General features: G+C 60.1%; 22 protein-coding genes. 12 read left to right on the forward strand and 10 right to left on the reverse strand.

Going from position 1 to position 25858, the window contains the following annotated elements; translation table 11 throughout:
- Positions 1-59: 59 nt before the first annotated feature.
- Together QC815_RS02800 and QC815_RS02805 are read left to right on the forward strand one after the other, a co-directional pair.
- The gene (locus tag QC815_RS02800; RefSeq protein ID WP_230446550.1) at positions 60-1196 is read left to right on the forward strand and encodes an App1 family protein; all 1137 of its coding nucleotides are present in this window, start codon (positions 60-62) and stop codon (positions 1194-1196) included.
- A gap of 77 nt (positions 1197-1273) precedes the next feature.
- Positions 1274-1948 (forward strand): zinc metallopeptidase, encoded by a 675-nt coding sequence (locus QC815_RS02805; RefSeq protein WP_230446551.1) that lies wholly within the window; start codon positions 1274-1276, stop codon positions 1946-1948.
- Positions 1949-1954: 6 nt separating this feature from the next.
- Here QC815_RS02805 and cmoB read toward each other — a convergent pair whose 3' ends face one another.
- Both cmoB and cmoA read right to left on the reverse strand, forming a co-directional pair.
- Positions 1955-2965: a tRNA 5-methoxyuridine(34)/uridine 5-oxyacetic acid(34) synthase CmoB gene (cmoB, locus tag QC815_RS02810; protein WP_309766855.1), complete on the reverse strand. Its 1011-nt coding sequence runs from the start codon at positions 2963-2965 to the stop codon at positions 1955-1957.
- A gap of 2 nt (positions 2966-2967) precedes the next feature.
- On the reverse strand, positions 2968-3711 hold the full coding sequence (gene cmoA, locus QC815_RS02815) for a carboxy-S-adenosyl-L-methionine synthase CmoA (protein ID WP_230446553.1): 744 nt from the start codon (positions 3709-3711) through the stop codon (positions 2968-2970).
- Positions 3712-3840: 129 nt separating this feature from the next.
- Between cmoA and pgi the strand changes: the two genes are divergently transcribed.
- From pgi to serB, 5 genes are all read left to right on the forward strand, one after another.
- A complete protein-coding gene (gene pgi / locus QC815_RS02820; RefSeq protein ID WP_309766856.1) occupies positions 3841-5535 on the forward strand; it encodes a glucose-6-phosphate isomerase in 1695 nt (564 codons plus the stop codon).
- Between the two features lie 288 nt (positions 5536-5823).
- On the forward strand, positions 5824-7719 hold the full coding sequence (gene parE, locus QC815_RS02825) for a DNA topoisomerase IV subunit B (protein ID WP_230446555.1): 1896 nt from the start codon (positions 5824-5826) through the stop codon (positions 7717-7719).
- Positions 7720-7843: 124 nt separating this feature from the next.
- The gene (locus QC815_RS02830) at positions 7844-9811 is read left to right on the forward strand and encodes a methyl-accepting chemotaxis protein (protein ID WP_230446556.1); all 1968 of its coding nucleotides are present in this window, start codon (positions 7844-7846) and stop codon (positions 9809-9811) included.
- Positions 9812-9884: 73 nt separating this feature from the next.
- Positions 9885-12140, forward strand: a complete 2256-nt coding sequence (gene parC, locus QC815_RS02835; protein ID WP_309766857.1) for a DNA topoisomerase IV subunit A — start codon at positions 9885-9887, stop codon at positions 12138-12140.
- A 3-nt stretch (positions 12141-12143) separates the two neighbouring features.
- Entirely contained in the window at positions 12144-13076 is a 933-nt protein-coding gene (gene serB / locus QC815_RS02840) for a phosphoserine phosphatase SerB (protein WP_230446558.1), read from the forward strand.
- Between the two features lie 18 nt (positions 13077-13094).
- On the opposite strand, the gene QC815_RS02845 is transcribed toward serB, so the two are convergent.
- The 7 genes from QC815_RS02845 to QC815_RS02875 are packed head-to-tail and all read right to left on the reverse strand — an operon-like array spanning position 13095 to position 19813.
- A complete protein-coding gene (locus QC815_RS02845) occupies positions 13095-13928 on the reverse strand; it encodes a DUF6694 family lipoprotein (RefSeq protein WP_230446559.1) in 834 nt (277 codons plus the stop codon).
- Positions 13929-13954: 26 nt separating this feature from the next.
- A complete protein-coding gene (locus QC815_RS02850) occupies positions 13955-14341 on the reverse strand; it encodes a Na+/H+ antiporter subunit G (protein WP_230446560.1) in 387 nt (128 codons plus the stop codon).
- Between the two features lie 37 nt (positions 14342-14378).
- A complete protein-coding gene (locus QC815_RS02855) occupies positions 14379-14648 on the reverse strand; it encodes a K+/H+ antiporter subunit F (protein ID WP_027335316.1) in 270 nt (89 codons plus the stop codon).
- Entirely contained in the window at positions 14642-15139 is a 498-nt protein-coding gene (locus QC815_RS02860) for a Na+/H+ antiporter subunit E (RefSeq protein WP_230446561.1), read from the reverse strand. Before QC815_RS02860 ends, QC815_RS02855 begins: the two co-directional genes overlap by 7 nt.
- Positions 15136-16647, reverse strand: a complete 1512-nt coding sequence (locus tag QC815_RS02865) for a monovalent cation/H+ antiporter subunit D (protein ID WP_309766863.1) — start codon at positions 16645-16647, stop codon at positions 15136-15138. The genes QC815_RS02860 and QC815_RS02865 overlap by 4 nt, the downstream gene beginning before the upstream one ends.
- Positions 16644-16976 carry a Na+/H+ antiporter subunit C gene (locus QC815_RS02870; RefSeq protein WP_230446563.1) on the reverse strand — a complete coding sequence of 111 codons (333 nt, stop codon included), beginning with the start codon at positions 16974-16976 and terminating at the stop codon, positions 16644-16646. Before QC815_RS02870 ends, QC815_RS02865 begins: the two co-directional genes overlap by 4 nt.
- Positions 16976-19813: a monovalent cation/H+ antiporter subunit A gene (locus tag QC815_RS02875; protein WP_309766866.1), complete on the reverse strand. Its 2838-nt coding sequence runs from the start codon at positions 19811-19813 to the stop codon at positions 16976-16978. The genes QC815_RS02870 and QC815_RS02875 overlap by 1 nt, the downstream gene beginning before the upstream one ends.
- A 163-nt stretch (positions 19814-19976) precedes the next feature.
- Here QC815_RS02875 and QC815_RS02880 point away from each other — a divergent pair, with 163 nt between their 5' ends.
- From QC815_RS02880 to QC815_RS02900, 5 genes are all read left to right on the forward strand, one after another.
- A complete protein-coding gene (locus QC815_RS02880) occupies positions 19977-20846 on the forward strand; it encodes an ion transporter (RefSeq protein ID WP_230446565.1) in 870 nt (289 codons plus the stop codon).
- Between the two features lie 321 nt (positions 20847-21167).
- Positions 21168-22874, forward strand: a complete 1707-nt coding sequence (gene leuA, locus QC815_RS02885; RefSeq protein WP_309766868.1) for a 2-isopropylmalate synthase — start codon at positions 21168-21170, stop codon at positions 22872-22874.
- Between the two features lie 31 nt (positions 22875-22905).
- Positions 22906-24060, forward strand: coding sequence for a hypothetical protein (locus tag QC815_RS02890; protein ID WP_230446567.1), 1155 nt, complete (start codon positions 22906-22908; stop codon positions 24058-24060).
- Positions 24061-24101: 41 nt separating this feature from the next.
- Complete coding sequence (locus QC815_RS02895; RefSeq protein ID WP_092825449.1) at positions 24102-24341, forward strand: type II toxin-antitoxin system Phd/YefM family antitoxin; 240 nt, start codon at positions 24102-24104, stop codon at positions 24339-24341.
- Position 24342: 1 nt separating this feature from the next.
- Positions 24343-24729, forward strand: a complete 387-nt coding sequence (locus QC815_RS02900) for a type II toxin-antitoxin system VapC family toxin (protein ID WP_230446568.1) — start codon at positions 24343-24345, stop codon at positions 24727-24729.
- 71 nt (positions 24730-24800) lie between these two features.
- Here QC815_RS02900 and epmB read toward each other — a convergent pair whose 3' ends face one another.
- Positions 24801-25820, reverse strand: coding sequence for an EF-P beta-lysylation protein EpmB (epmB, locus tag QC815_RS02905; RefSeq protein ID WP_230446569.1), 1020 nt, complete (start codon positions 25818-25820; stop codon positions 24801-24803).
- Positions 25821-25858 lie beyond the last annotated feature (38 nt).

Below are 25858 nucleotides of genomic sequence, written 5' to 3' on the forward strand. Positions count from 1 at the left end.
CTGAACGGTAGTCGTCTGGAGTTCTGGCAGGAAGAGCGTCATTCTGGTCAACACGCGTGATGGGGCTGTTTCGTCAGTGGGCAAGCTTCGTCAAGCGGCTTGTCCACGTGATTGCCAAACCCATGAAGCGCGACTTCGGTAGCGGCGGCATGATGGTGCAGCCCTACCGTGGCTACGGGTCACAGCGTGAAGTGTTTGTGATGGGGCGGGTGTTTCGTCAAGCCGCCCTGGGTCGTGCCATTCCCCGACGCGGCATGCTGCGTGATACGGCGGATGTTGCCCGGCGCATTTTCCGGCGCGGCTTTGCCGGCGCTCGAGTCGAGCTTTCGCTGGGGGGCAACCAACTGTGTGTCACCACCGACCGCGATGGCTATTTTGATGTCCACCTGCCGATCAGCGATGCGCTGCCCATCGACGTGTCCTGGCATGTCGCCGATATCAAGGTCAAGGCTGAAGGCCAATCGACCATTCGAACCACCGTGGAAGTCTTCGTGCCGCCGCCCGAAGCGGATTTGCTGGTAATCAGCGATATCGACGACACGGTGATGTTCACCGGCGTGGCCGAAAAGCTCAAGATGCTGTATCGCCTGTTTGTCCGCAAGCCCCACCGGCGCACCGCTTTCCCCGGCGTTGCCTCGCTTTACCAGGCGCTGCATCGCGGCGGCAGTGATAAAGTGGAACGTCCTATCCTGTATGTGTCACGCGGTCCCTGGGCCATTTATGAAATGCTTGAGGCGTTTTTTCAGCTCAACCGTATTCCGGTGGGCCCCATCCTTTTTCTACGTGAATGGGGGATTTCCTGGCGTCACCCCTGGCCGCGTCGGGCAGAGGCACACAAGCGCGATTTGATCGATCGTATGCTGACCCAGTACGACGACTTGCCGTGCATCCTGATCGGCGATAGCGGTCAGCACGACCCTGAAGTGTACAGCGAGGTGGTCCGCGACTATCCGGGCCGTATCAAGGCCATTTATATTCGTCGCGTTGACCGCAATCCAGACCGTGAAGCAGCGATCCAGGGGTTACGCAACGAGCTCGCAGACACCGACTGTCAACTGGTGCTGGCCGCCGACAGCGTATTGATTGCCGAACATGCGCATGCCGAGGGCTATATCTCGGCGCGTGGGCTTCAGGCCGTCAAACGCGACGTGGCCGAAAGCTATCAGGAAGCTTCCGACGAACGATCCGCCAATTAATCTCGCCTGGTCACCACGTACTGCCAAAATCAGTGTTTAATAGGGGATGGCAATACGTCGATGACTCGGGAGCCGCCATGTTCATTGTGCTGATTATCGCTGCCCTGGCGATCTTTGTGTTACCCAACCTCTGGGCAAAATGGGTGCTTAAACGCCACACTCGGGGACGCGACGACTATCCCGGCACCGGCGCCGAGCTTGCTGATCATCTGCTGCGCCGACTGGGCATAGAGGGAGCAAGCGTTGAGCGCACGGAGTTCGGTGACCATTATGATCCTGAAACGCGCTGCGTACGTCTTTCTCCGGATAACTACGATGGGCGTTCGCTAACGGCCGTCACGGTGGCCGCCCATGAAGTAGGGCACGCTATTCAACATCACCAGGGCTACGCGCCGCTACTTGCGCGTAGCCGCTTAGTAGGCGTTGCGCAAAAAGCCGAAAAGTTGGGCGCGATATTGATGATGGCGGCGCCGTTCTTGTTTTTACTTACCCGGCTGCCGGGCGGGCTGGCGCTGGTGGTCGTCATGGCCGTGATCAGCTTTGGCACCGCCGCCCTGGTGCATCTGGTGACGCTTCCGGTCGAGTTTGACGCCAGTTTCAACCGGGCGCTGCCGCTATTGAAAGAGTACGTCCCGCCCTACGACATGGCCGGTGCCCGACACGTACTGACCGCCTGCGCGTTTACCTATGTCGCTGCGTCGCTTGCCAGCGTCATGAACCTGGGACGCTGGCTGGTGATTTTGCGCAGGTAAATGGTGTTACCCCGGCTTATTCGCCAATATCACCGCCCGTCTTGGGGCCGGGTAGCCTTCAATGGTGCGGGCACGGTCGTCCGGATCGAGGAAATCGGCCAGCGACTGGTATGTCATCCAGTCGGTGGAGCGCTGTTCGTCAAGGGTGGTGACCGCTTCATCCACGACGCGCACATTGGTAAAGCCGCAGCGCGAAAGCCAGTGGCATAGCGCCTTGGAGGAAGGCAGGAAGTAAACGTTGGGCATGGCGGCGTAGCGTTCGCCGGGCACAAATACGGTCTGCTCGTCGCCTTCGACCACCAGCGTTTCCAGCACCAGCTCGCCGCCGGGGGAGAGTGCCCCTTTGAGCTGCTGCAAATGTTCAAACGGCGAGGGGCGGTGATAGAGCACACCCATGGAAAATACCGTATCGAAAAAGCCCAGGTTCTCTGGCACATCTTCTATACCCACGGGTAAAAACTGCGTTCTGCCGCCATCGGCATCGCCGACAAAGTGGCGTATCGCCTGAAACTGCCAGTAGAAGCGCGGCGAGGGGTCAATCACCAGTACGAAGGTGGCGCCTTCACCGGCCATTCGCCAGGCGTGGTAGCCGCTGCCGCCGCCCACGTCGAGCACTTTGCGATACTTGAGGGGAGCGAGGTGGGGGGCGACGCGTTGCCACTTCCAGTCGGAGCGCCATTCGGTATCGATGTGAATGCCGCCCAGTTGAAAGGGGCCTTTGCGCCAGGGCGCAAGCTTTCTGAGCAGGTTGAAGCACTGGCGCTGCTGGCTGTCACTGAGGTCGATATCGACGGTTACGGTGTCGCTCGTCAGATCGACGCGGCGCTCGGCAGGCAGCGCGGGCAGTTTGGCCACGGCTTTTTCCCAGGCGGATAGGTCGCCGTGGCGATTGCGGTTCAGCCCGTGGGCAAGCTGTTCGGGTAGCTTGCCAAGCCAGGGCGTCAGTGAGGCGTCCAGCGTCGCTTGATCTAAAAACGCCTGATAAATCGCGCGATGATCGTCGGGTAGAGGGGCCAACGTTAGCCCTCCTTGAAGGCGATTAGCGAGGCAAAGTTGAGGTACTGGAACCAGGTCATCGAACGCGGGAAGCCGGCCTGTGTCAGGCGACCGTGCAGGGCGTCCAGGGTGTCCGGCACCAGCACGTTTTCGAGGGCGGTGCGCTTCTGGCTGATTTCCAGATCGCTGTAGCCATTGGCGCGTTTGAAGTCGTGGTAGCGCTCGACGCGCCAGGCGTTGTCGCGCTCGTCGGCATCAATGGTTTTTTCGGACAGAATCAGCACGCCACCCGGCTCAAGCGCCGCGTAAAGCCGCTTCAACAGCGCATCGCGGTCGGCGGGGGGTAAAAACTGTAGCGTAAAGTTGAGAATGATCATGCCCGACGGCGCATACTCGAGCGTGCGGATGTCGGCTTCTTCCACCTGCATGGCATGCTCGGGGCACTCGTCGGCAAGGGTTTGCCGCGCCTGCTGCGCCATGGCGGGGGACAGGTCAATCCCGGTGTAGCGAAAGGCGTCCGCAGGCAGCGCACCCGCGAGTGCCAGGCCGGAAGCGCCGAGCGAACAGCCCAGGTCGTAGACATGAGCACCATGGCGCAGGTGGCGCTGGGCGATCAGGCTCAGCATGCCAAGAATCTGCCCGTAGCCGGGCACCGAGCGGCGGATCATGTCGGGGAAGCAGGCCACGACCTGTTCATCGAAGGAGAACCTCGCCACCTTATCCAGGGGTGTCGAAAAGATGGCGTCACGGTAAGATGCATCACTCATGGTCAAGCCAGGATGGTTAATGAGGTTGCGTAGTTTACGCGCCCTGCATAGACGAGAACAGGCTTGATCCGCACACAGCTGTCTAGAACAGATGCCTGCCGCATGGAACGACGCCACAGGAGAGGGCACATGGTTGGATCATCACGGGCGACCCCCGACACGCTACCCGCATGGCAAATGCTCAAGCAGCATGCCCAGGCGCTTGAGCACGTCCATCTGAAAAACCTGTTTGGTACTGATCCCGACCGCTGGACGCACTTCACTCGTCAGGTGGCGGGGCTGACCCTGGATCTTTCCAAGCAGCGTTGGGACGATGACACCCTCGAGCATCTGCTGGCGCTGGCCGAGGAAGCTGGCGTGTCGGGTTCCATCGAGGCGTTGTTGAACGGCAAGCGGGTCAACGTCAGCGAAAACCGCCCGGCCCTCCACACCGCTTTGCGTTTGCCGCCGGGGGCGAGCCTGGAGGTCGAGGGCGAAGACGTGGCCGCGGCGGTACACGATAGCCTCGAGCAGATGGAGCGACTGGTCGCGCGGCTCCACGCGGGGCAGTGGCGCGGCGCTACCGGCAAGCCGATTCGCCACGTGGTGAACCTGGGCGTCGGTGGATCGGATCTGGGCCCCTTGATGGTCACCCGTGCCCTGGGTGACTATCAGCCCGAGGGGATTCACCCGTTGGAAGTGCATTTTGCCTCGACCATGGATGGCTCGCAGCTGGCCGATTACCTGACGCGCTTTAACCCTGAAACGACTTTGTTTGTGCTGTCATCGAAGTCGTTCACCACCATCGACACGCTGTCCAATGCCAATACCGCCCGGGACTGGTTAATCGGACGACTGTCGAAGCACGGCGAGCTGCCAAGCGCCTCGCCGGTAAGCGCCGAGCTGATCATCCGCCAGCACTTCATCGGCGTTTCCGCCAGCCCCGAGAAAATGAGCGAGTGGGGGATTGCCGACGATCATCAACTGATGTTCTGGGAGTGGGTCGGCGGGCGCTATTCGCTGTGGGGGACCATTGGCCTGCCGATTGCGCTGGTGGTCGGCATGGACAATTTCCGCGAGCTATTAGCCGGTGCTCATGCCATGGATCGTCACTTCCGTGAGGCGCCCATGGCAGAGAATCTGCCGGTGCTGCTGGGTCTGGCGGGCATCTGGAACGTCAACTTCCTGGACATTCGTGCCCATTCGATCCTGCCTTATGACGGTCGGCTGGAATATTTTGCCGCTTACCTGGAACAGCTCGAGATGGAGTCCAACGGCAAGTCGGTCACCAGCCAGGGACAGGCGGTCAACTATTCGACCTGTCCCGTGCTCTGGGGGCAGCTGGGGCCTAATGCCCAGCATGCGTTTTACCAGTTGCTTCATCAGGGAACGCAGCTGGTGGTGTGCGACTTTATTGCCCCGCTTAAGCGTTACGACGACGTGGCCGACCCGGACACCCGGCGCCACCTGAAAGCCCAGCATCGCCTGGCATTGGCCAACTGTTTCGCTCAGTCGCGGGTGCTGATGCTGGGTGACGATGCTCTTGAAGAGGATGGGCCACGTCCGGAGCACAAACGCTATCGGGGCAATCAGCCGTCGACCACCGTGCTGCTCGACCAGTTGACGCCCTCGACCCTAGGCGCGCTGATCGCCCTCTATGAACACAAGGTGTTTGTTCAGGCCGTCATCTGGGATATCAATCCATTTGACCAGTGGGGCGTGGAACTCGGCAAGCAGATCGCCACGGATACCCAGAAGATTATCGACCACCAGGGCGACCTGACGCGGATGGATGCGTCCAGCCGTGGCTTGATTGAGGCGTTTTGGGCGGCGGAGCAGGAGTGATAGATCGTTGCCATTAGAGCCGGGGCTAACCCGGCAATAGGTCTACGAGGAGGCGCTGTGAACCCATCCGTGGGCGCTACATTTGCCATCTGACCGCCATGGATGGCGGAAATGCCGGAATTGAAGGGATCATTTTTCCGGCCTTGGCAAATAACTTCCTCTACGACCTGTTTCCGGCGCCCCTGGTGGCAAACACCATGGCTAGATATACAGTTTTTTGCTTTTCCGCTATGCTATTGCCTTTTGCCAGCATGAACACGTGCATGACCCTTCAGGAACCGACGTTACATGACCCAGTTTGATGCCTCCCAGTACGGCGCGAGTTCCATCGAAGTCCTCTCCGGGCTCGAGCCGGTGCGTAAGCGTCCCGGTATGTACACCGACACCTCGCGTCCCAATCATCTTGCCCAGGAAGTCATCGACAACAGCGTCGATGAAGCGCTGGCTGGGCATGCCACCGCCATCAGCGTGCTGCTGCATGGCGACGGTGCGATTGAAGTGCAGGACAACGGGCGCGGCATGCCGATCGATCTGCATCCCGAACATGGCGTGTCGGGCGTCGAGCTGATCTTTACCAAGCTGCACTCCGGGGGCAAGTTTTCCTCTACTAGCTACCGCTTTTCGGGCGGTCTGCATGGTGTCGGCGTCTCGGTGGTCAATGCCCTGTCGCGTCGCCTGGACGTCGAGGTCACCCGCGACGGCGCCCGCCATGCCATGGCCTTCGAGTTCGGTGAGAAGGTCGAAGAGCTGCACGAAATTGGCAAGGCCGCCAAGCGGGCCAGCGGCACCCTGGTGCGTTTCTGGCCGGACGAGAGCTACTTCGACAGCCCCAAGCTGGCGCTGGGTAAGCTTAAACACCTATTGCGCGCCAAGGCGGTGCTTTGCCCGGGGCTTGCGGTCACCCTCGTCGAGCCTGACGGCACCAAAACCGAGTGGGCCTACGCGGATGGCCTGCGCGACTACCTGGCGGAAGCCACCGACGGCTACGAGGTTCTGCCCGGCGAGCCTTTTGTGGGGCACTTCAGCGACGACGAGAACGGCGTGGACTGGGCGATTCAATGGTTGCCCGAGGGCGGCGATGCTTTGCTTGAAAGCTACGTCAACCTGATTCCTACCCCCCAGGGCGGCACTCACGTCAACGGTTTTCGTTCGGGGCTACTTGAGGCGCTGCGCGAGTTCTGTGAATACCGCAGCCTGTTGCCCCGGGGCATCAAGCTCACGGCCGATGACCTATGGGAGCGCGCCTCCTTTGTGTTGTCGGTGAAGATGCTCGACCCCCAGTTTGCCGGGCAGACCAAGGAGCGGCTGTCCTCACGGACCATCGCCGGATTTGTCTCGGGCGTATTGAAAGACGCCTTTTCGCTGTGGCTCAACCATCACGTCGATCAGGGCGAAGCGCTGGCCGAGATGGTGATCAGCGCCGCCCAGCGCCGCCAGAAAAAAGCCAAGAAGGTTGCGCGCAAGAAGGTGACCTCGGGCCCGGCACTGCCCGGCAAGCTGGCGGACTGCTCCGGTCAGGATCCTGCCCAGAGCGAGCTGTTCCTGGTGGAAGGTGATTCCGCCGGCGGCAGCGCCAAACAGGCGCGCAACCGTGAAAGCCAGGCGATACTGCCGCTGCGCGGCAAGATTCTGAATACCTGGGAAGTGGATTCCCACGATATTTACGGCTCCCAGGAAGTCCACGATATTGCCGTGGCCATTGGCGCCGATCCCGGCAGCGCCGATCTTCAAAAACTGCGCTACCACAAGATCTGCATTCTCGCCGACGCCGACTCCGACGGCCTGCATATTGCCACGCTTCTATGCGCACTGTTCGTCAAGCATTTTCCCAGTCTGGTGGACGCCGGGCACGTCTACGTGGCCATGCCGCCGCTTTATCGCATCGACCTGGGCAAAGAAGTGCACTACGCCCTGGACGAAAGCGAAAAGGCCGCGATTCTCAAGCAGCTGGCCACCAAGCGCGGCACCCCGAATGTGCAGCGCTTCAAGGGCCTGGGCGAGATGAGCCCGCTGCAGCTGCGCGAAACCACCATGGCCGTGGAAACTCGTCGCCTGGTTCAGCTTACCCTCGATGAGGGCGACGGCACGCTGGAAATGATGGACATGCTGCTGGCCAAAAAGCGCGCCGGCGATCGCAAGACATGGCTTGAAAATTACGGCAACCTCGCCGATGTCGAGGTGTGATCCCTCTGTCAGAGAAAGGGTGTTGAAGCAACGTCAAGATTCGTAAGTTTACGCCGATAAGAAGTATAAGGTGTTTCGAAAGTAATGCACCTGACAAGAACTCCACTTGAAAAGGGGAACGACGTTGTTCAAGACCATATCCAGGCAGCTCTCACTGGCTGCATTCGTACTGATGTTACTCATGGCGGCCGGTATTTACGGCGTAATGGCATGGCGGGGTCAGCCGCTGGTTATCGAGGCAAGTCAGTCACTGATCGAGCGAACGGGGGGCTCAATCGTGAATGCGCTCAACGGCCAGTTAGCCAGGGTCGAGGGCAATACCTCGAGTTTAGCGGCGCTGGCCGAATCGCTGCCCCGTGAAGAGGGCATCTACCTCGAGGCCTTGCCGAATGTCGTTGATGATAATGGCAATGCAACGGTGGCAGGCGGCGGTATCTGGCCGGAGCCCGGCGCTTTTTCATCGGGGGTCGAGCGTTACAGTTTCTTCTGGGCACGCGATGCACAGGGCGAGCTGGAGTTTCTGGATGACTACAACGCCAGCAACATCGATCCCTACCATGACGAGGCCTGGTACAGCAGCGCCCGTGGCGCGGAGCCGGGGCAATGCGTGTGGTCTGCCGCGTATCGCGATCCGACCACCGGCGTCGCGATGGTGACCTGCAGCGTGCCTTATTATCGCGATAACAGCTTTGCAGGCGTGGCCACCATTGACATGCAGCTGGGGGGGGTCGCCGAGTTTCTCGCCGAAAATGGTGACGGTACTGGCGGCTATGCCTTTGTGCTGGATAAGGATGACAACGTGATTGACCTGCCGGGCGTCGAGCAGGCATCAGGGGAAATGCTGGGCCTGGACGATGTAGTGAATGATATGCCTTGGCTTCAGCCAGTCTTGGACGCCGTTGAGGCTGGTCGCGAGAAGGCCAGTGTAGAAAGTGCCGGCGTGCTGGAGGCGCCGTCGTCAGTGCAGTTGTTCGAGATGCCCGATACGGGATGGACACTTGGCCTGGTAACGCCCCGCGACCAGGTGACGGGCCTGGCCCATACCTTAACGCGCGACTTGTTAGTGTTTATTCTGCCGCTGTTGGCGCTTTTGCTCGCCTTGGGCTGGTGGGGCGGACGTATTTTGTTACGTCAGATTCGCAGCACCACGGAGCAGATCGATCAGTTGGGTCAGGGGGGATCGAGCCGTGAACTGACCATTTATCGCGACGATGAAATCGGCGAGTTGCGCCGTGCCGTGAACCGTTACGCGGATAAGCTGCAGCGTCTGTTTGGAGATGTGCGTAGTGTTGCTGACGCCATTGCCAGTGAATCGACGGAAATTGCGGCGGGCAATACCGAGCTTTCGAGCCGCACCGAGCAGCAGGCATCTTCGCTGCAGGAGACGTCCTCGACGATGGAAGAGATGGCCGCGACGGTCAAGCGCAATGCCGACAACGCCCAGGAGGCCGATCAGCGCGTCAAGGAATCCGCAGAAAAGGTTAAGCAGGGCGGAGAACAGGTATCGCGGCTGGCGCAGTCCATGGAAGCCATCAACGAAAGCTCTGTCGAGGTTTCCTCGATCGTTGACGTGATCGAGAATATTGCCTTCCAGACCAACATACTGGCATTGAATGCCTCGGTTGAAGCGGCGCGTGCCGGTGAGCATGGACGTGGTTTTGCCGTTGTGGCCAGCGAAGTACGCGAACTGGCGTCACGTAGCGCCGCTTCCGCCAGGAATATCAACGGCCTGATCAAGACCACCTCGGAGCAGATCGCGACCGGTAGCGGCTACGCGCAAGCGGCTGAATCCGCCATGCAGGATATCGTCGTCGCCATTGACGAGGTGACCGCGCGAATCAGCGAAATCAGTCAGGCATCCGGCGAGCAGACCAACGGCATTAATGAAATCAACCAGGCAGTGACCCAAATGGATACAGCGACGCAGCAAAATGCTGGATTGGTGAGTCAGGCAGCCAGCGCTGCCAATGAGCTGTCGTTACAGGCTCAGCGCCTGAAAGGACTGCTGGACGAGTTTCACAGCAGCACGCATGAAGCATCCTCCACGGCAGCGTTATCGGATGCATCAAACGAAAGGCATCAATTAACATAGCGCGCCCTAGCGAGTGGCCGCGTGTCCGCTTATAAGCCGCCCCCACGGGGCGGTTTTGTTGTCAAGGTAGGATATGATCGACATGGATATTCAAGTAGCGGAGGGCGACGTCGAACGTCTCTCCCTGCGCGACTACACCGAAAAAGCGTACCTCGACTATTCGATGTACGTGATTCTCGACCGTGCGCTGCCCAATATTGGCGACGGCATGAAGCCCGTGCAGCGGCGAATCATCTACGCCATGCGCGAGCTGGCGCTGCATGCCAACGCCAAGTACAAGAAATCGGCGCGAACCGTCGGCGATGTGCTGGGCAAGTTCCATCCGCATGGCGACAGCGCCTGCTACGAAGCCATGGTGCTGATGGCGCAGCCGTTCAGCTATCGCTATCCGCTGGTGGACGGCCAGGGCAACTGGGGTAGCCCCGACGACCCCAAGTCGTTTGCCGCCATGCGCTACACCGAGGCCAAGCTTTCCAGATTCGCCGATGTGTTGCTGGGTGAACTGGGTCAGGGTACCGTCGATTGGGTGCCCAACTTTGACGGCACCATGCAGGAACCGCTGGTACTGCCAGCCAAATTACCCCATGTGTTGCTCAACGGGGGTACCGGCATCGCCGTGGGGATGGCCACCGATATACCGCCGCACAACGTCAACGAGGTGGTGGACGCCACCTGCCACCTGCTGCGCAACCCCAAGGCCACCACGACCGATCTGATGGAATTTATCCCCGCCCCGGACTTTCCCACCGATGCGGAGATCATTACCCCCAAGGAAGACCTGCGCAAGCTCTACGAAGCCGGGCGAGGGTCGGTCAAGCTGCGCGCCCGCTATGAGCGCGAAGACGCCAATATCGTGATCACCGCCGTGCCGTATCAGGTCAGCGGTGCCAAGGTGCTGGAGCAGGTTGCCGCGCAGATGCAGGCCAAAAAACTGCCTATGGTGGCCGATCTGCGCGACGAGTCGACCCACGAAGCGCCTACCCGTCTGGTGATCGAGCCGCGCTCCAACCGCATCGACGTCGAATCGCTGATGGATCACCTGTTTGCCACCACGGATCTGGAAAAGAACGTGCGGGTGAACATGAACGTGATCGGCCTGGACGGCCGCCCGCGGGTGATGCCGCTGCCCGAGATGCTCGGCGAGTGGCTGCGCTTTCGGCGCGCCACGGTGCGCCGCCGGCTGGAACACCGCCTGGGTAAGGTCGAAGACCGCCTGCATATTCTGGAAGGCCTGCTGACCGCCTACCTGAATATCGATGAGGTCATTCGCATTATCCGCGAGGAGGACGAACCCAAGCCTGCGTTGATCAACGCCTTTACCCTTTCCGAGCGCCAGGCGGAAGCCATTCTGGAGCTGCGCCTGCGCCACCTCGCCAAGCTTGAAGAAATGAAGATCCGTGGCGAGCAGGACGAGCTGGAAAAGGAACGCAAGTATCTTGAAGGCCTGTTGGGCAGCGAGGCCAAGCTCACCACGCTGATCGAAAAAGAACTTCGCGCGGCGGGCAAGGAACATGGCGATGCGCGTCGTTCGCCGCTGGTCGCGCGTGCCGATGCCAAGGCGTTGTCCGACGTCGAGCTGCTGGGGGCCGACCCCATCACCGTGGTGCTGTCGGATAAAGGCTGGATTCGCGCCGCCAAGGGGCACGATATCGACCCCGAAGGGCTTTCCTACAAGGCCGGGGATAGCTTCCAGCTGGCCGCTCGGGGCAAGACCAACCAGCCACTGGTACTGTTGGACGACACCGGCCGAGCCTATACGCTCAGCGCCCACAATCTCCCTAGTGCAAGGGGACAGGGCGAACCGGTGACGGGGCGGGCCAACGTCGCCGCCGGCGCGCGCATGGCCGGGGTGATGCTGGCACCGGGCGAGCGGCGGTTTATACTGGCCAGCGACGGCGGCTATGGCTTTGTTGCCCGTCTGGAGGCGCTGACCGGCAAGAACAAGGCGGGCAAGGCGGTATTGAGCGTGCCGAAAGGCTGTAGCGTCATGGCGCCTGTCGAAGTGCCCGAAGGTGACAACCTCTGGGTGGCGTCGGTATCCAACGAGGGGCGCTTGCTGCTGTTCCCCCTGGAACAGCTCCCGGAAATGGCCAAGGGTAAGGGCAACAAGATGCTCGACATCCCTGGCCCGCGCGCTGCCCGGCGGGAGGAGTTTGTACGCGGTATCGCCGTGATCGGCGACAGTGAACCGCTGGAGCTGCACGCCGGTAAGCGCAAGCTTACCCTGAAGGCTGAGGATCTGGCGTATTATCGTGGCGAGCGGGGACGTCGGGGCAGTAAACTGCCCCGCGGCTTCCAAAAAGTTGACTGGCTTGGAGCAGGGAACTAGACAATGGCAGGCGGTGACTTGATTTTAACCGTATTAGCAGCGCGTATAACCGCTGACATCCAAGCCCAGATAGACGCCCTGGTGGCGCAGTTCGGCTTGCAAGTAACCAACACCCGGAGGCTTGCCGACGCCGCAGGGCAAAGCGCATCCATCGACTGCCTGGAGCAGCGCCTAGCCGGTGCCGGGGGAGCGGTTGAGGCAGTGCGCCATGCCGCCTTGGTGCTGAGTGAAACCCTGGACGTCGATATTGTCATCCAGGACGCTGCTCGCGACCAGGTTCAGCCCCGCCTGGTGTGCTTCGATATGGACTCGACGCTGATCAAGACGGAAGTGATCGATGAGCTCGCGCGGCGGCACGGCGTGGGTGAAGAAGTGGCAGAGGTCACCGAGCGGGCGATGCGCGGTGAGCTGGACTTTCAGCAAAGCTTCCGCGCGCGCATGAGCAAGCTTGAGGGACTCGACGAATCGGTGCTGGCCGAGATTGCCGCCGAACTGCCCTTGATGGACGGCCTCGAACGCCTGATGGTCAATTTGAAACGGCTTGGCTACCGCACCGCCATTCTGTCCGGCGGCTTCACCTACTTTGCCGAGTATTTGCAAGCGCGGCTTGGCTTTGACGAAATTCACGCCAACGAGCTGGTGATCGAGAACGGCCTGGTGACCGGCGAGGTAAGCGAGCCGATTGTCGATGCCGAACGCAAGGCGGAGCTATTGGAGCAAATCGCCCTGCGCGAAGGGTTGACCCTCGACCAGACGATCGCCGTGGGCGATGGGGCCAATGACCTCAAGATGCTCGCCAAGGCTGGCATGGGCATTGCCTTCCGTGCCAAACCCATGGTTCGCGCCCAGGCCCGGCAGGCGATTTCAACCCTGGGCATTGACGCGGTGCTGTACCTGATCGGCTACCGGCAGAGCGATTTGATCGACGCGCCCTGATGCCCCTCGGGCCCTCGTTTACTCGCTTGAGCGGTCGTCCATTACGCCGTACTCATCGCGCAGGGCCTCGAGCCGTTCAATCTGGCGCTCACTCAGCGCCGGGGCATCCCATAGCGGGTTGCCTTCCTCGTCGTGAATCGCCTCGATGGTGACGTCGAATTGCGCACCGTCGGGAATGTCGCGATTCCCCCAGGGGCCAAAACGGTTGGGCGCCAGGCGCCACTCGGCGCTTTCTCCCGGCGCCAAGCCGTCGGGAATCACGTAATAGAAGGCCTCGTCGACCCAGGGCGCTTCGCGTCCGGGGGTGGTGATGACACCGCTAAGCGATAGCTGGGAGAGCCGTTCATCGGAGCCGTTGGTCACGGCAAGTTCAATCACCGGCTCCAGCGCCCCGTAGGGGCTCGTGCTCATGTAAAACTCGGCGCTGTCGAGGGTAACGCGCTCGCGTTGCTCACGGTCGTGCTCGGCCCTGGCCTGTTTCTCTTCCAGCCGCGACAGGATGTTCAGCGCCTGCTGACGCTCGCGCGCGCGGCGGTTGCGCAGCATCTCATTGGCTTTCTCGATCACCTCATCGCCGGTCAAACCATGCATATGGGCATTGGCCGACTCGGCAATTTCAGCGGCGTTCAGCGGTTGCGGGTTGAGAATATCGATGCCGTCAAACGATGACATCGCCATGATGGTCAGGGCTTGATCGAATTCGTCGCGCTTGTAGGTAGGCAGCGACTCGCGCACTTTCTCGACCGATACCACGGCCGCGGGCATCGAGCTGGTATCGACCCGGGGTTCAGAGCAACCCGCCAGCACTACCACCGACAGCGACAACGCCGATAGCCGGAAAAGGCTCCACATACGCTTTCCTTAACGAAACGAGATCATTAACCATGCCCCTTGTCGGGGTGGGGAACAGGCTTCTTACCCACTTCCTCCGGGCGAAGCTCCACGGGCTGCCCCTGGGTTTTATCAATGTGCTTGAGGCGCATGTGCAGGCCGGTCTTGGCCAGCAGATGGGCGCTGACCGGCGCGGTGATAAACAGAAACAGCGTGATCAACATTTCCTGAATATCGGGCTTACCGTCAAGGCTCCAGAAATACGTCATGGAAGCCGCCAGCATGCAGCCGATGCCCAGCGTGGTGGCCTTGGTGGGGCCATGCAGGCGCATATAGAAGTCCCGCAGGTGGGCCATCCCCAGGGAGCCGATAAACACGAAAATACCGCCCGCAATCAGCAGCAGTGAAATCAAGGACTCTACCCAAAATGACATAAGTGCACCTGTGTAGCGGCAAGAAAGATAACCGGCTTCATTCGATGATATCCCCGCGTAGTATGTACTTACAGACGGCCACTGTACTGATAAAGCCGAGCATGGCGATGAGCAGCGCCGACTCGAAGTAGGTCTTGGTGTTCAGCCACAGGCCGAGCAGCACGATCAGGGCGATGGAATTGACGTACATGGTATCCAGGGCCAGCACGCGGTCGGGTAAATCGGGGCCGATGGTCAGACGATAAAGGTTGAGCAGCAGGGCCATGACGACCAGCGCCAGGGTGATATACAGCGCAATGCTCAGCATTCGTAGATCTCCTTTAGCGGGCGTTCGTAGCGTTCGCGTATCTGATGGATCAACGCCTCTTCGTCATCGGCATTCAGGGCATGAATGAGCAGCGTTTTACCGTCCATACGCAAGTTGGCGGACACGGTTCCCGGCGTCAGGCTGATCGTGCTGGCCAGCAGGGTAATGGTAAAGCGCTCTTCCAGCATGAGCGGATATTCCACAAAGTGGGGATTGAGCTTACGCCACGGATTGGCAATCAGATAGGCCACTTCAAAGTTGGCAGTGATGATATCGCCCAGCACGCGGAGCACAAAGCGCAGCAGCACCAGCGGCTTCTTGATACGTGGCCGGGAATCCCAGAAGCGGTGGGTAAGTAGCGGGATGACAATGGCCAGGAACCCGCCCAGCACGATGTGACCGGGGGAGACGCTGCGTGCCAGCAGGAGCCATACCACGAGTAATAAAATGGAAAATACCGGGGTCGGCAGCCAGGCGCGTGATCGAATCATGGGGTGTCTCCGGCGTCAGGAATTAACCTATCGATGACCAGGCCTGGATTGGCCAATTGCTCGGCCGTGGCCTGGGTATAATCGCTCACGGGGTTCGCAAACACGACCAGCAGCAGCGACGCGCTCAGTAACCACAACATGCCAAACCACTGATAACGCGATAGCGGGCTGCCGCTCAGGTTGCCGCGGTGGCTGCGCCAGAACAGGGTGGAGCCGGCGCGGGAAAGCGCAATCAGCGATGCCAGGCCCGCCAGCAGCAGCAGCGGCCACAGCCAGAGTCGCTGGGTGCCTTCTGCCGCGTTGAGCATCAGCGCTTTGCCGAAAGCGCCGGACAGTGGCGGCATACCGGCCACTGCAATCGCCCCGAAAAAGAAGGCCAGTGCCAGGGCCGAGCCCTGAACCATGGGGCGCCCCTTGACCAGGCGGGTGCCTGGTTTGCCGCGTTGCAGGCCAATCATCTCGGCGAGCAGGAACAGGCCGCCGGTAATCAGCGTGGTGTGAATCAGATAGTAGAGCAGCGCCGAGGTAGCGGCAGGGCTGCGCATGCCGACGCCCGCGAGGAGCGTACCCACGGAAATCAGTACCAGATAGGCAATCAGCAGGCGAAGATCCCGGGCGGCCATGACGCCCACCCCGGCAGCGACCAGGGTGGCTAACGAGAGCCACCATACCCAGGACTGCTCAATGGCCTCCAGGTTGCCGGCCTGATCGCCAAAGATCAGGCTATACACCCGCAGAATCGCGTAAATGCCCACCTTGGTCATCACCGCAAACAGGGCGGCAACCGGGGCCGGCGCGGCTGCGTAAGCCCGGGGGAGCCAGAAATACAGCGGTAAAATGGCCGCTTTAAGCCCAAACACCACCAGCAGGATCAGGGCGCCCGCGACCACGAGGCCTTCGCGCTCGGCGGGCAGCTCGGCCATGCGCGAGGCCATGTCCGCCATGTTGAGGGTGCCGGTGGCGCCATACAGCACGCCTACACCAATCAGGAAAAGCGATGACCCCGCCAGATTGAGCACCACGTAGTGCACGCTGGCCTGAATCCGCGCCTTGCCGCCGCCGTGGAGCAGCAGGGCATAGGAAGCCAGCAGCAGCACCTCGAAGAACACGAACAGGTTAAACAGATCGCCGGTCAGGAAGGCGCCATTGATGCCCATCAACTGCCACTGAAAGAGCCCGTGGAAGTTGCTGCCTTTCTCATCATCACCGCCGCAGGCAAAGACCACCGCGCCGACTGCAAGAAGCGCGGTGACCAGCAACATCAGCGCCGACAAGCGGTCGAGCACCAGCGCGATGCCGAACGGCGGCTGCCAGTCCCCCAGCGCGTAATAGGTCACGTCGCCGGAGTTGGCCTGGCTGACCAGCCCCATGGCGACGAACAGCAGGCCGACCGTGGACACCACGCTGACGGTTCGCTTGTACCAGACCATTCCCTGGCGTTGGTAAAGCAGAAGAATCCCCGCGACCAACGGCAGGACGACCGGTAACACAATCAGATGCTGGATCATTCGCGATCTTCCTTCTTGCCGTCCACGTGGTCGTTACCCACCTCACTGCGCGCGCGCATCGCGAGGATGACCACAAAGGCGGTCATGGCGAACCCGATCACGATGGCGGTCAACACCAACGCCTGGGGCAGCGGGTCAGCAAAGTTATCGCCCTGATTGACGAGGGCGGCGCCGTCGGTGGTCAGTCCGCCCATGGAAAACAGAAACAGATTGACGGCATAGGAGAGCAGGGTTAACCCCACCACCACTGGGAAGGTGCGTCCGCGCAGCGTCAGATAGAGCCCGGAGGCGGTCAGTACGCCGGTCGTGATCGCGTAGAGCAATTCCATTAACGAGGCTCCTTGCTTGAGGGGGCGGAGGGTGTCTCGGCATCTTTTTCGGCCTGTTCGGGCACCGGGCGATGGGCGGTGGTGACCTTGCCCAGGTTGGCCAGGATCATCAGCGTGGCGCCTACCACGGCCAGGTAAACCCCAAGGTCGAAGAGCAGCGCGGTGGCCAGCTCGAATTCACCGACGATGGGAAGGGTGAAGTAGCCAAACGATGAGGTCAGGAACGGATAGCCGAACAGCCAGCTGCCAAGCCCGGTAAGGGTGGCGATGGCTACACCCACCACGGCCACTGGTTGGAAGGGGAAGTTGAGGCGTTCCTGGGCCCATTCCACGCCACGTGCCATATACAGCAGAATCAACGCTACGGCGGTAATCAAACCGGCAATAAAGCCGCCGCCTGGCTGGTTGTGGCCGCGCAGGAAGATAAACGCCGATACCAGCAGGGCAAGGGGCAGAATCGTCATGGAAATAGACGTCAGGATGGCGGGGTAGCGATCCGGTGACCATACCCGGCCTTCCCCGTCGCTGTGCGGAATAAACAGGCGCAGGCGGTTCAGCAGCTTGAAGATGGCAAGCCCGGCGATGGCGAGCACGGTGATTTCACCCAGCGTATCGAAGCCACGGAAATCCACCAGGATGACGTTGACCACGTTGTAGCCGCCGCCGCCGGGCTTGCTGTTCTCGACAAAAAAGCTCGAGATCGACAGCGTGTCGCGGGTCAATACCGCATAGTTAAGGCTGGCGATGACCAGGCCAAGCGAACCCGCGAGCAGCATATCGCGCAGGTTGCGCAGCGGACTGGACTCCTGGGGCGTTTTTTGCGGCAGGAAGAACAGCGCCAGCATCAGCAGAATCATCGTGACCACTTCCACGGATAGCTGGGTCAGGGCCAGGTCCGGTGCCGAAAAGCGCGCAAAGGTGAGGGCGACAAACAGCCCCACGATCGACAGCATGAGCAGCGAGATCAGGCGGTAGCGATGGGTGGCAGCGGTGGCAATGCCGCCGAAGATGAGCATCACTGCGCCGAGAATCACGACGCCGTCGACCGGCTGATTGCCGGCCGCGCCGGTAAGGTCCGTAATCTGGACAAGGCCGATCAAGCCCATTAAAAAGGCCGCGAATAGCAGCAAGGTCATGTAGCGCTGCAGCGAATGCCCTTCGAATCTCGCCACCAGCTTCTCGGCCTGGTAGCCAAGCGTTACCACCAGGCGCTCGAACACGCGTCTTGCATCGACGCTGGCAAATTGCCGGGTGAAGAGGCGCATCTCGTGGTGACGCCAGTAGAGAGCGGTGCCTATCACCAGCGCGGCGATACTCATCATCAGCGGCAGGTTAACGCCATGCCAAATGGCCAGCTTGAACGCCATGGGCCGCTGCAGCACTGCTTGAGTGGCAAGGTCGAGCAGGCCCGTTGCCATCAGGGCGGGGAACAGGCCCACCACCACGCACAGCACGACCAGAATTTCCACCGGCAAGCGCATGAGGTGGGGTGGCTCGTGGGGCGTCTTGGGTGGCGCTTCGCGCGCGGGTTTGAAGAACACCGCGTGCACCAGGCGTAACGAGTAGGCGACGGAGAGAATGCCCCCCAGGGTGGCAAGCGCCGGTAGTAACCAGCTCAAACCGCCGAGTACCGGGGTTTCCAGCGTTTCGGTAAAGAACATCTCTTTGGAGAGGAAGCCATTGAACAGCGGCACCCCCGCCATGGCAGCGGCGGCCAGGGTGGTCAGTAACGCGGTCACCGGCATGGCCTTTCGTAGTCCGCCAAGTTGCTTCAACTCCCGGGTGCCGGTTTCATGGTCAATGATGCCGGCGCTCATGAACAGCGCGGCTTTGAAGGTGGCATGGTTGAGAATGTGAAACAGCGCGGCGAGCACGGCCATGGGGCTGCCGATACCCAGCAGAACGGTGATCAGGCCCAGGTGGCTGACCGTTGAAAAAGCCAGAATGCCTTTCAAGTCGGTTTTGAACAGCGCAAACCAGGCGCCGTACAGCAGCGTGACGGTACCGACCAGCGAGACGACGACGGTCCATAGCTCGCTGTCGGCAATCGCGGGATGCAGCCGTGCCATGAGAAAAATCCCCGCCTTGACCATGGTGGCCGAATGCAGGTAAGCCGACACGGGTGTGGGAGCCGCCATGGCGTGGGGAAGCCAGAACTGGAAAGGAAACTGGGCCGACTTGGTGAAGGCGCCGAGCAGTACCAGACCCAGCATCAGCGGGTAGCGCGAATCGGCAACAATTACCTCGCTGCTGGCCAGCACGTCGCCCATGCTGAAGCTGCCGGCCATATCGCCCAGCAGGAGTAAACCTGCCAGCAGCGCCAGACCGCCGGCCCCGGTAACCGTCAGCGCCATCCGCGCCCCTTTGCGGGCTTCCGACTGGTGCGACCAGAAGCCGATCAGCAAGAACGAGGAGAGGCTGGTGAGCTCCCAGAATAGCCACAGCAGGATCAGGTTGTCGGACATGGAAATGCCGACCATGGAGGCCATGAACAGCATTAGAAAAGCGTAGAAGCGGCCCACGGGTTCGTCGCTGGCAAGATAAAAGTGGGCATACAGCAATATCAAAAGCCCGATGCCAATAATCAGCAGGTTGAACAGCAGCGACAGGCCATCCAGGCGCAGTGCCAGTTCGAGGTTGAGCTCGGGCAGCCAACCGACGGCGAAGCGCAGTGTTTCGCCGTCGAGCATTGCCGGTATCTGCATCAGGGTGAGCAGTAGGGCAACGGCGGGCAGCAGGGCGGTGGCCAACGAACAGGCCACGCGGCTGCGTTGAGCGTTGAGGACCGGCACCAAGACGCCCAGTAAAGGCAGTAAGGCTATCCACAGCAGTGTCATGGGAGTCATCCAGCGCAGTGATCAAAAAAAGCCCGCGAGCCGCAATAACGTCGGCTGAGGCATCGGCAGTACAGCAAATGACACAGGAGGATATCACTTGTAGTGCCGTTGTGAAGTTTTAGTATAAAGTGGCGCCGTCCACCGGAGCGAGTCTGTTTACCCTATGAATCAACCTTTCGACACCTGGCAAGCGCGTTTCGAAACGCTGCGTTCGAACAAGTTTTTTGAAGCGTTCGTGATCGCGATTATTGTGGTCTCGGCGCTGGTCATCGGTGCCAAAACCTACGAAGAAGAAACCTCGCGGTTTGAGCAGTGGCTGTTATATCTCGATATGGGAATCACGGTGTTCTTCCTGGTGGAGATCCTCATCAGGATTGCCGCCGAAGGCAGTCTGGTGCGCTTTTTCAAGCGCGGATGGAACATTTTCGATTTCGTCATCGTCACCGCCAGCCTGATCCCCATGGACGATTCCGAGATGGTGCTGCTGGCACGTCTGCTGCGGATCTTCCGCGTGTTGCGCCTGGTCTCCATGATCCCTGAGCTGCAGATGCTGCTCTCAGCCTTGGTGAAGTCCATTCCACGCATGGGCTATGTGGTGTTGCTGATGTTCATCATTTTCTACATCTATGCCGCGATTGGTAGCTTCCTGTTTGCCGACATCGATAGCTTCCTGTGGGGCAATATCTCCATATCGATGCTGACGCTGTTTCGTATCGCCACCTTTGAAGACTGGACCGATATTCTCTATGCCACCCAGGAGGTTTACGCCTGGAGCTGGATTTACTACCTGACGTTCATCTTTCTGACGGCGTTCATCTTCCTCAACATGATGATCGGTATCGTGCTGGACGTGATGCAGAAAGAGAGTGCCGCGCTCGACCTGCTGAATAACGAAGGTGAGGTCGACGAGACGAAGGCGTTGCGCAGCGAGGTGAGCGAGATGCGCAGCCAACTGAATCGAATGGAGGCGGCCTTGTTGGGTGAGTCGACCGACAATACGCATTCGTCAGTTGACAAACCTCGTCAGGACTGATTTTCTAGAGGCATGAATACATCCATGATCATCTTTGCGCTAGACCTACGACTACTAATCGCCCGTCTCTGAATCTCAGGGTCGGGCAGTGCTGCTGGCATTGTCGTTGGGTTACACTAGTTGCGAGGAAGACATGGATATGAACACTGGATTTATTGAATCAATTCGATTTGGACGCCGCATCCCCGTGGATTGCGCACGTTCTGTTATTGACCGTTTTCTGCGCCCCATTGCCTGTACTGGCGATGGGGCGTTTTTCGTTGGCACGCCCGCCGTCAATCCAATCATCCATTACCCGCCTATTTGCCCAGGAGAGCCGTCATGATGTTGTCTGATCCCGCCAAGAAATATCGTCCGTTCGTCGCGGTAGACTTACCCGACCGTCAATGGCCCAGTCAGCGCATTGAAATGCCGCCGATCTGGTGCAGCGTCGACCTGCGCGATGGCAATCAGTCGCTGATTGACCCCATGGACCAAGAGCGCAAGGAGCGCTTGTTCGACATGCTGCTCAAGGTGGGTTTCAAGCAGATTGAAGTCGGCTTCCCCTCCGCCTCGCAAACCGACTTCGACTTTGTGCGCACCTTGATCGAGCAGGACAAGATTCCCGAGGACGTGACCATTCAAGTGCTGACCCAGGCGCGCCCGCACTTGATTGAGCGCACCTTCGAAGCCTTGAAAGGTGCCAAAAACGCCATCGTGCACGTTTACAACGCCACCGATCCGATGTTCCGTCGCGTGGTCTTCAACGTGGATAAAGCTGAATGCGTGAAGATTGCCACCGACGCCACCGCGCAGATCCGCGCGGCCATGGACGCCGCGCCCGAGACCAACTGGACGTTCCAGTACTCGCCGGAGCTGTTTACCACCACCGAAATGGACTTTGCGGTCGAGATTGTCGAAGCGGTGATGGAAACCTTCAAGCCCACCGCCGACAACCGGATGATCGTCAACCTGCCGGCCACGGTGGAAATCGCCACGCCCAACAACTATGCCGACCAGATCGAATGGTTCTGCCGCCACGTCAATAACCGTGACCATTTGATCGTCAGCGTGCATCCCCATAACGATCGGGGGACCGGGGTAGCCGCGGCCGAGTTGACGCTGATGGCCGGCGCCGACCGCGTGGAAGGGACGCTGTTTGGCAACGGCGAGCGCACCGGCAACGTGGATATCGTCACCCTGGCGATGAACATGTACACCCAGGGCGTTCACCCGCAGCTCGATTTTTCCAATATCACCCCGGTCATGCGCGAAGTGGAGTACTGCAACCAGTTACCGGTGCATCCGCGCCATCCGTACGTGGGTGACCTGGTGTTCACGGCGTTCTCGGGCTCTCACCAGGACGCCATCAAGAAAGGCATGCTGGAGCGCCGCGCCAACCCTGACGCCACCTGGGACGTGCCTTACCTGCCCATCGACCCGCTGGATGTCGGCCGCAGTTATGAAGCGGTGATTCGCGTCAATAGCCAGTCCGGCAAGGGCGGGGTGTCTTATCTGCTGGAGCAGGAGCACGGTATCGAGCTGCCGCGTCGTCTTTCCATCGAATTCAGCCAGGTCGTGCAGGAAGTGGCCGAGCGCACCGGGCGTGAGATCACCTCGCAGATGATCTATCAGGCGTTTGCCGATGAGTACCTCGAACAGCGCGCGCCTTTTGCGCTGGTCAATCACCGTCTGTCGTCAGAGCCCGACAGCCCCAAAGTCACGCTGGACGCCGTCATCGAGCAAAACGGCGAACGGCAGTCGCTCAGCGGCGAAGGGAACGGCCCCCTGGCGGCGTTTATCAAAGCGCTGGCCGCTGCCGGGCACGATGTGGAAATCATCGACTATCATGAACACTCTCGGGGTCAGGGCGCCGATGCTGAAGCGATCGCCTACGTGGAAGTGCGTATCGACGGCAAGGCGGTCTTTGGGGTAGGCAACGATGAAAGCATTACCAGCGCGTCGATGAAGGGAGTGCTGAGCGCCATCAACCGCCATCACTCCGATCAGGAGCCTGCGGCCAACGTGACGGCGGAAACGCTGGCGTAATCAGGCGGCCTGAAGAATGAGGTGGCGAGCAATGCGACCCTGGCAGAGGTTGGTGGTAGCTGCGATCGTCCTGGCCGGGTTCGCATCAGCGCTGGCCTCACACGAGCCGTTTGAGTCGAAACTGGTGCGCCTGGAGGCTCAGCGGGCGCTACCCCCGCTAGAAGCATCGCTTAAGCAGGAAACGCCTGAGGTCAACGCGCTCTTTCTCACCTACGCCGACGATCAAGCGTTATGGATGAGCGCGGCGCTGGCAATATGGCAGCACGGCGACGTGGCGCGTGACGTTCTGGTGGAGTACGGTTTGCTGCCTGATTTTCAGCGAGTGCTGGTGCGCTTCGGTGCCGATGCCGTGCTGCCGATTCATTTTTTTCATCGCCACGATGTTGCCTCGCTGCGTGCGCAACACTGGATAGGCGAGCGCTATCAGCAGCTCAGCCGTTTGTGGGGTGAGGAAAAAGGAGAGGCTGGCTCCGTGCTCACCTCCTTTCGTCGCGGTCAAATGGGCATTGCCCTGCTGGATGCCAACGGCCACGCGCTGCTCAATCAGTTTGTAGTCAGTGAACAGGGCGAGGTCGAATGGCTACAGGGTGAGCGGGTGGTGGCGGGCCTGGGCGATTTCTTTACCAGCGGGCTGCGTGATCTCGAACGCCAGTGGCGGCGGGGCGACGGCATTGACGCCGCCTATCTAGGCTGGGCCGGTGTCGATCTACTCGTGATGGCCAGCACCGTCAAGGTGCTGCGGGCGGGTAAGGCCGCTCGTGCTGCCCGGGTGGGCAGTGTGGAGGCCCAGGGCGCTCGGGCTGGCTTGCGCCAGGGAATGGTTGCTTCAGGCGGACGTTTTGCGAGCCTACCGCGCATGGCCAAGGTTGCCGCGGTCGCAGGTACCGCCTATGTGGTGGTTCGTCACCCAAGCCTGGTCAGCGCGCTGGGCGCCAACCTGTCGAGCTGGCTTGGATGGCCGGTATGGCTGGGTCAGTTTCTGGTCTGGCTGGTCGTGCTGCTACCGGTGCTGATAGTGGTGCGATTTGCTTATCGCTGGCTGTTGACACCGCTGCTGTGGCTGCTGGTGCCTTTGATGCGGCTATGTTTTAGAACAGCTAACCATGCGTTAGCGAGGCGTACTCAAGAACAGAAAAAGAGCCGTGATGAAAAAGCGTCTAATTGCAAATCTTTACATCCAGACTAAACTAAGTCTAGTTGGTTAAGCCTTGTTGGGTAGAGGGCATTATGGAAGCGATCAATATACATGAAGCCAAAACGCGGTTATCGCAGCTAGTTGCAAGGGCTGCAGAGGGCGAGGGGTTCATTATCGCCAAAGCGGGTAAGCCGATGGCGCGCGTGACGGCGATTGACAGCCCCGCTTCAGGGCAGCAAAAGCGCCTGGGATTTTTGGCAGGGCAGTTTAGCGTACCTGATGATTTTGATCGTATGGGGCAGGAGGAAATAGCCGAGATGTTTGGAGGCTGATGTGAATCTGCTGCTGGACACGCATATTTTGCTGTGGGCGGCGGTGTCGCCCGAGAAGCTCTCTGCTGATGCGCTATCGCTGATCAACGATGATAACAACAGGCTTTATTTTAGCGCCGCCAGCATTTGGGAAGTGGTCATCAAAAACGGCCTACAACGCCCTGACTTTCACGTTGACCCGCATTTGTTACGAAGAGGGCTGGTTGATAATGGTTATTTAGAGCTCCCCATCAGTGCATTGCATACTCTCAACGTTGCTCATTTACCAACCATCCACAAAGATCCTTTTGATCGAATTTTGGTGGCCCAGGCCGAAGCCGAGGGATTTTTGCTGCTTACTGCGGATGAGATGGTGGCTCAGTACGCTGGGCCTATCCGTAGGGTATAACTAACTTCTGGCTTAAGGCGTTAGCACTGAGCCATTCAAGCGTCTCAGTGGCGCTGTTTCTTCAACATGCGTCACAATGGCGTTTTACTCCCTTTGCCGGGAATTTCCCGCACCAGGCGTGGCATCAAGAACCCCGGCAACAGGTCGCGAAGTGAAGCGACAAGCTTGCGAGCTTCTTCATCCGAGACATCAAAGTGTGCTGCCCCTTGAACTGGGTCCAGCACGTGCAGATAGTACGGCAGAATGCCTGCTTCAAAGAGCCGTTCCGACAGTGTGGCGAGAGTTGTCACATCGTCGTTAACATCTCGCAGCAGCACACTTTGGTTGAGCAGGGTCACGCCGGCCTGCTTTAATCTGTCGCAGGCGTCGGCGACCGACTGGTCGATCTCGTTGGCGTGGTTGATATGCAACACCACGACTTTTTGCAGGCGGGTGGCAGATAGCCAGTCGAGTAGGGCGTCATCGACGCGGTCGGGGATGACCACCGGCAGACGTGTGTGAATGCGCAGTCGTTTAAGGTGCGGAATGGCTTCAAGCTGCTCCACCAGCCAGGCCAGTTGGCGATCATTGGCGGCAAGCGGATCCCCCCCGGAGAGAATCGCCTCGTGAATGGAGGTGTCGGCGCGCAGGTAGTCGAGGGCTTCCTGCCACTGCGCCCTGGAGGGCGAATTCTCGCTGTAGGGAAAATGCCGTCTGAAACAATAGCGGCAGTTGATCGCACAGGCGGGGCTCGCGATCAGTAACACGCGGCCTGCATACTTGTGAATCAGGCCGCTGGCGGGCTGATGGTCGGCTTCCTCAAGCGGGTCGGCGACGAACCCGGGCAGGGAGAGGGCTTCGTTTGCGAGCGGCAGCACCTGGCGCAGCAGTGGATCCCCAGGGTCGCCTGGCGCGATGCGCGACACATAGGCGTCGGGCACGCAAACCTCGAACAACTGATGCCCGGTGCGAGCGCCGGGCAGCCATTTGTCGCTCAGTCCCAGGCGCTGGCAAAGGACCGCCGGGTCGCGAACCGCTTGCGAAAGCTGTTGTTGCCAGGTCCCTGTTTGGCTCGCGGGGCCCTTGTCAGCAATAATGATGTTCTCCTGCAAAAAGCCCTCCTTCGGGTTATCATGCGCGCACTTATTCC

The organism is Vreelandella gomseomensis (genome assembly GCF_031451645.1).
GTDB classification, from domain to species: domain Bacteria; phylum Pseudomonadota; class Gammaproteobacteria; order Pseudomonadales; family Halomonadaceae; genus Vreelandella; species Vreelandella gomseomensis.

Coding starts and splice junctions, on each gene's coding strand:
- QC815_RS02800 (WP_230446550.1), top strand. CDS start 60: ATGGGGCTGTTTCGTCAGTGGGCAAGCTTCGTCAAGCGGCTTGTCCAC.
- QC815_RS02805 (WP_230446551.1), top strand. CDS start 1,274: ATGTTCATTGTGCTGATTATCGCTGCCCTGGCGATCTTTGTGTTACCC.
- cmoA (WP_230446553.1), bottom strand. CDS start 3,711: ATGAGTGATGCATCTTACCGTGACGCCATCTTTTCGACACCCCTGGAT.
- pgi (WP_309766856.1), top strand. CDS start 3,841: ATGGTTGGATCATCACGGGCGACCCCCGACACGCTACCCGCATGGCAA.
- parE (WP_230446555.1), top strand. CDS start 5,824: ATGACCCAGTTTGATGCCTCCCAGTACGGCGCGAGTTCCATCGAAGTC.
- parC (WP_309766857.1), top strand. CDS start 9,885: ATGATCGACATGGATATTCAAGTAGCGGAGGGCGACGTCGAACGTCTC.
- serB (WP_230446558.1), top strand. CDS start 12,144: ATGGCAGGCGGTGACTTGATTTTAACCGTATTAGCAGCGCGTATAACC.
- QC815_RS02845 (WP_230446559.1), bottom strand. CDS start 13,928: ATGTGGAGCCTTTTCCGGCTATCGGCGTTGTCGCTGTCGGTGGTAGTG.
- QC815_RS02850 (WP_230446560.1), bottom strand. CDS start 14,341: ATGTCATTTTGGGTAGAGTCCTTGATTTCACTGCTGCTGATTGCGGGC.
- QC815_RS02855 (WP_027335316.1), bottom strand. CDS start 14,648: ATGCTGAGCATTGCGCTGTATATCACCCTGGCGCTGGTCGTCATGGCC.
- QC815_RS02860 (WP_230446561.1), bottom strand. CDS start 15,139: ATGATTCGATCACGCGCCTGGCTGCCGACCCCGGTATTTTCCATTTTA.
- QC815_RS02865 (WP_309766863.1), bottom strand. CDS start 16,647: ATGATCCAGCATCTGATTGTGTTACCGGTCGTCCTGCCGTTGGTCGCG.
- QC815_RS02870 (WP_230446563.1), bottom strand. CDS start 16,976: ATGGAATTGCTCTACGCGATCACGACCGGCGTACTGACCGCCTCCGGG.
- QC815_RS02875 (WP_309766866.1), bottom strand. CDS start 19,813: ATGACACTGCTGTGGATAGCCTTACTGCCTTTACTGGGCGTCTTGGTG.
- QC815_RS02880 (WP_230446565.1), top strand. CDS start 19,977: ATGAATCAACCTTTCGACACCTGGCAAGCGCGTTTCGAAACGCTGCGT.
- leuA (WP_309766868.1), top strand. CDS start 21,168: ATGATGTTGTCTGATCCCGCCAAGAAATATCGTCCGTTCGTCGCGGTA.
- QC815_RS02890 (WP_230446567.1), top strand. CDS start 22,906: ATGCGACCCTGGCAGAGGTTGGTGGTAGCTGCGATCGTCCTGGCCGGG.
- QC815_RS02895 (WP_092825449.1), top strand. CDS start 24,102: ATGGAAGCGATCAATATACATGAAGCCAAAACGCGGTTATCGCAGCTA.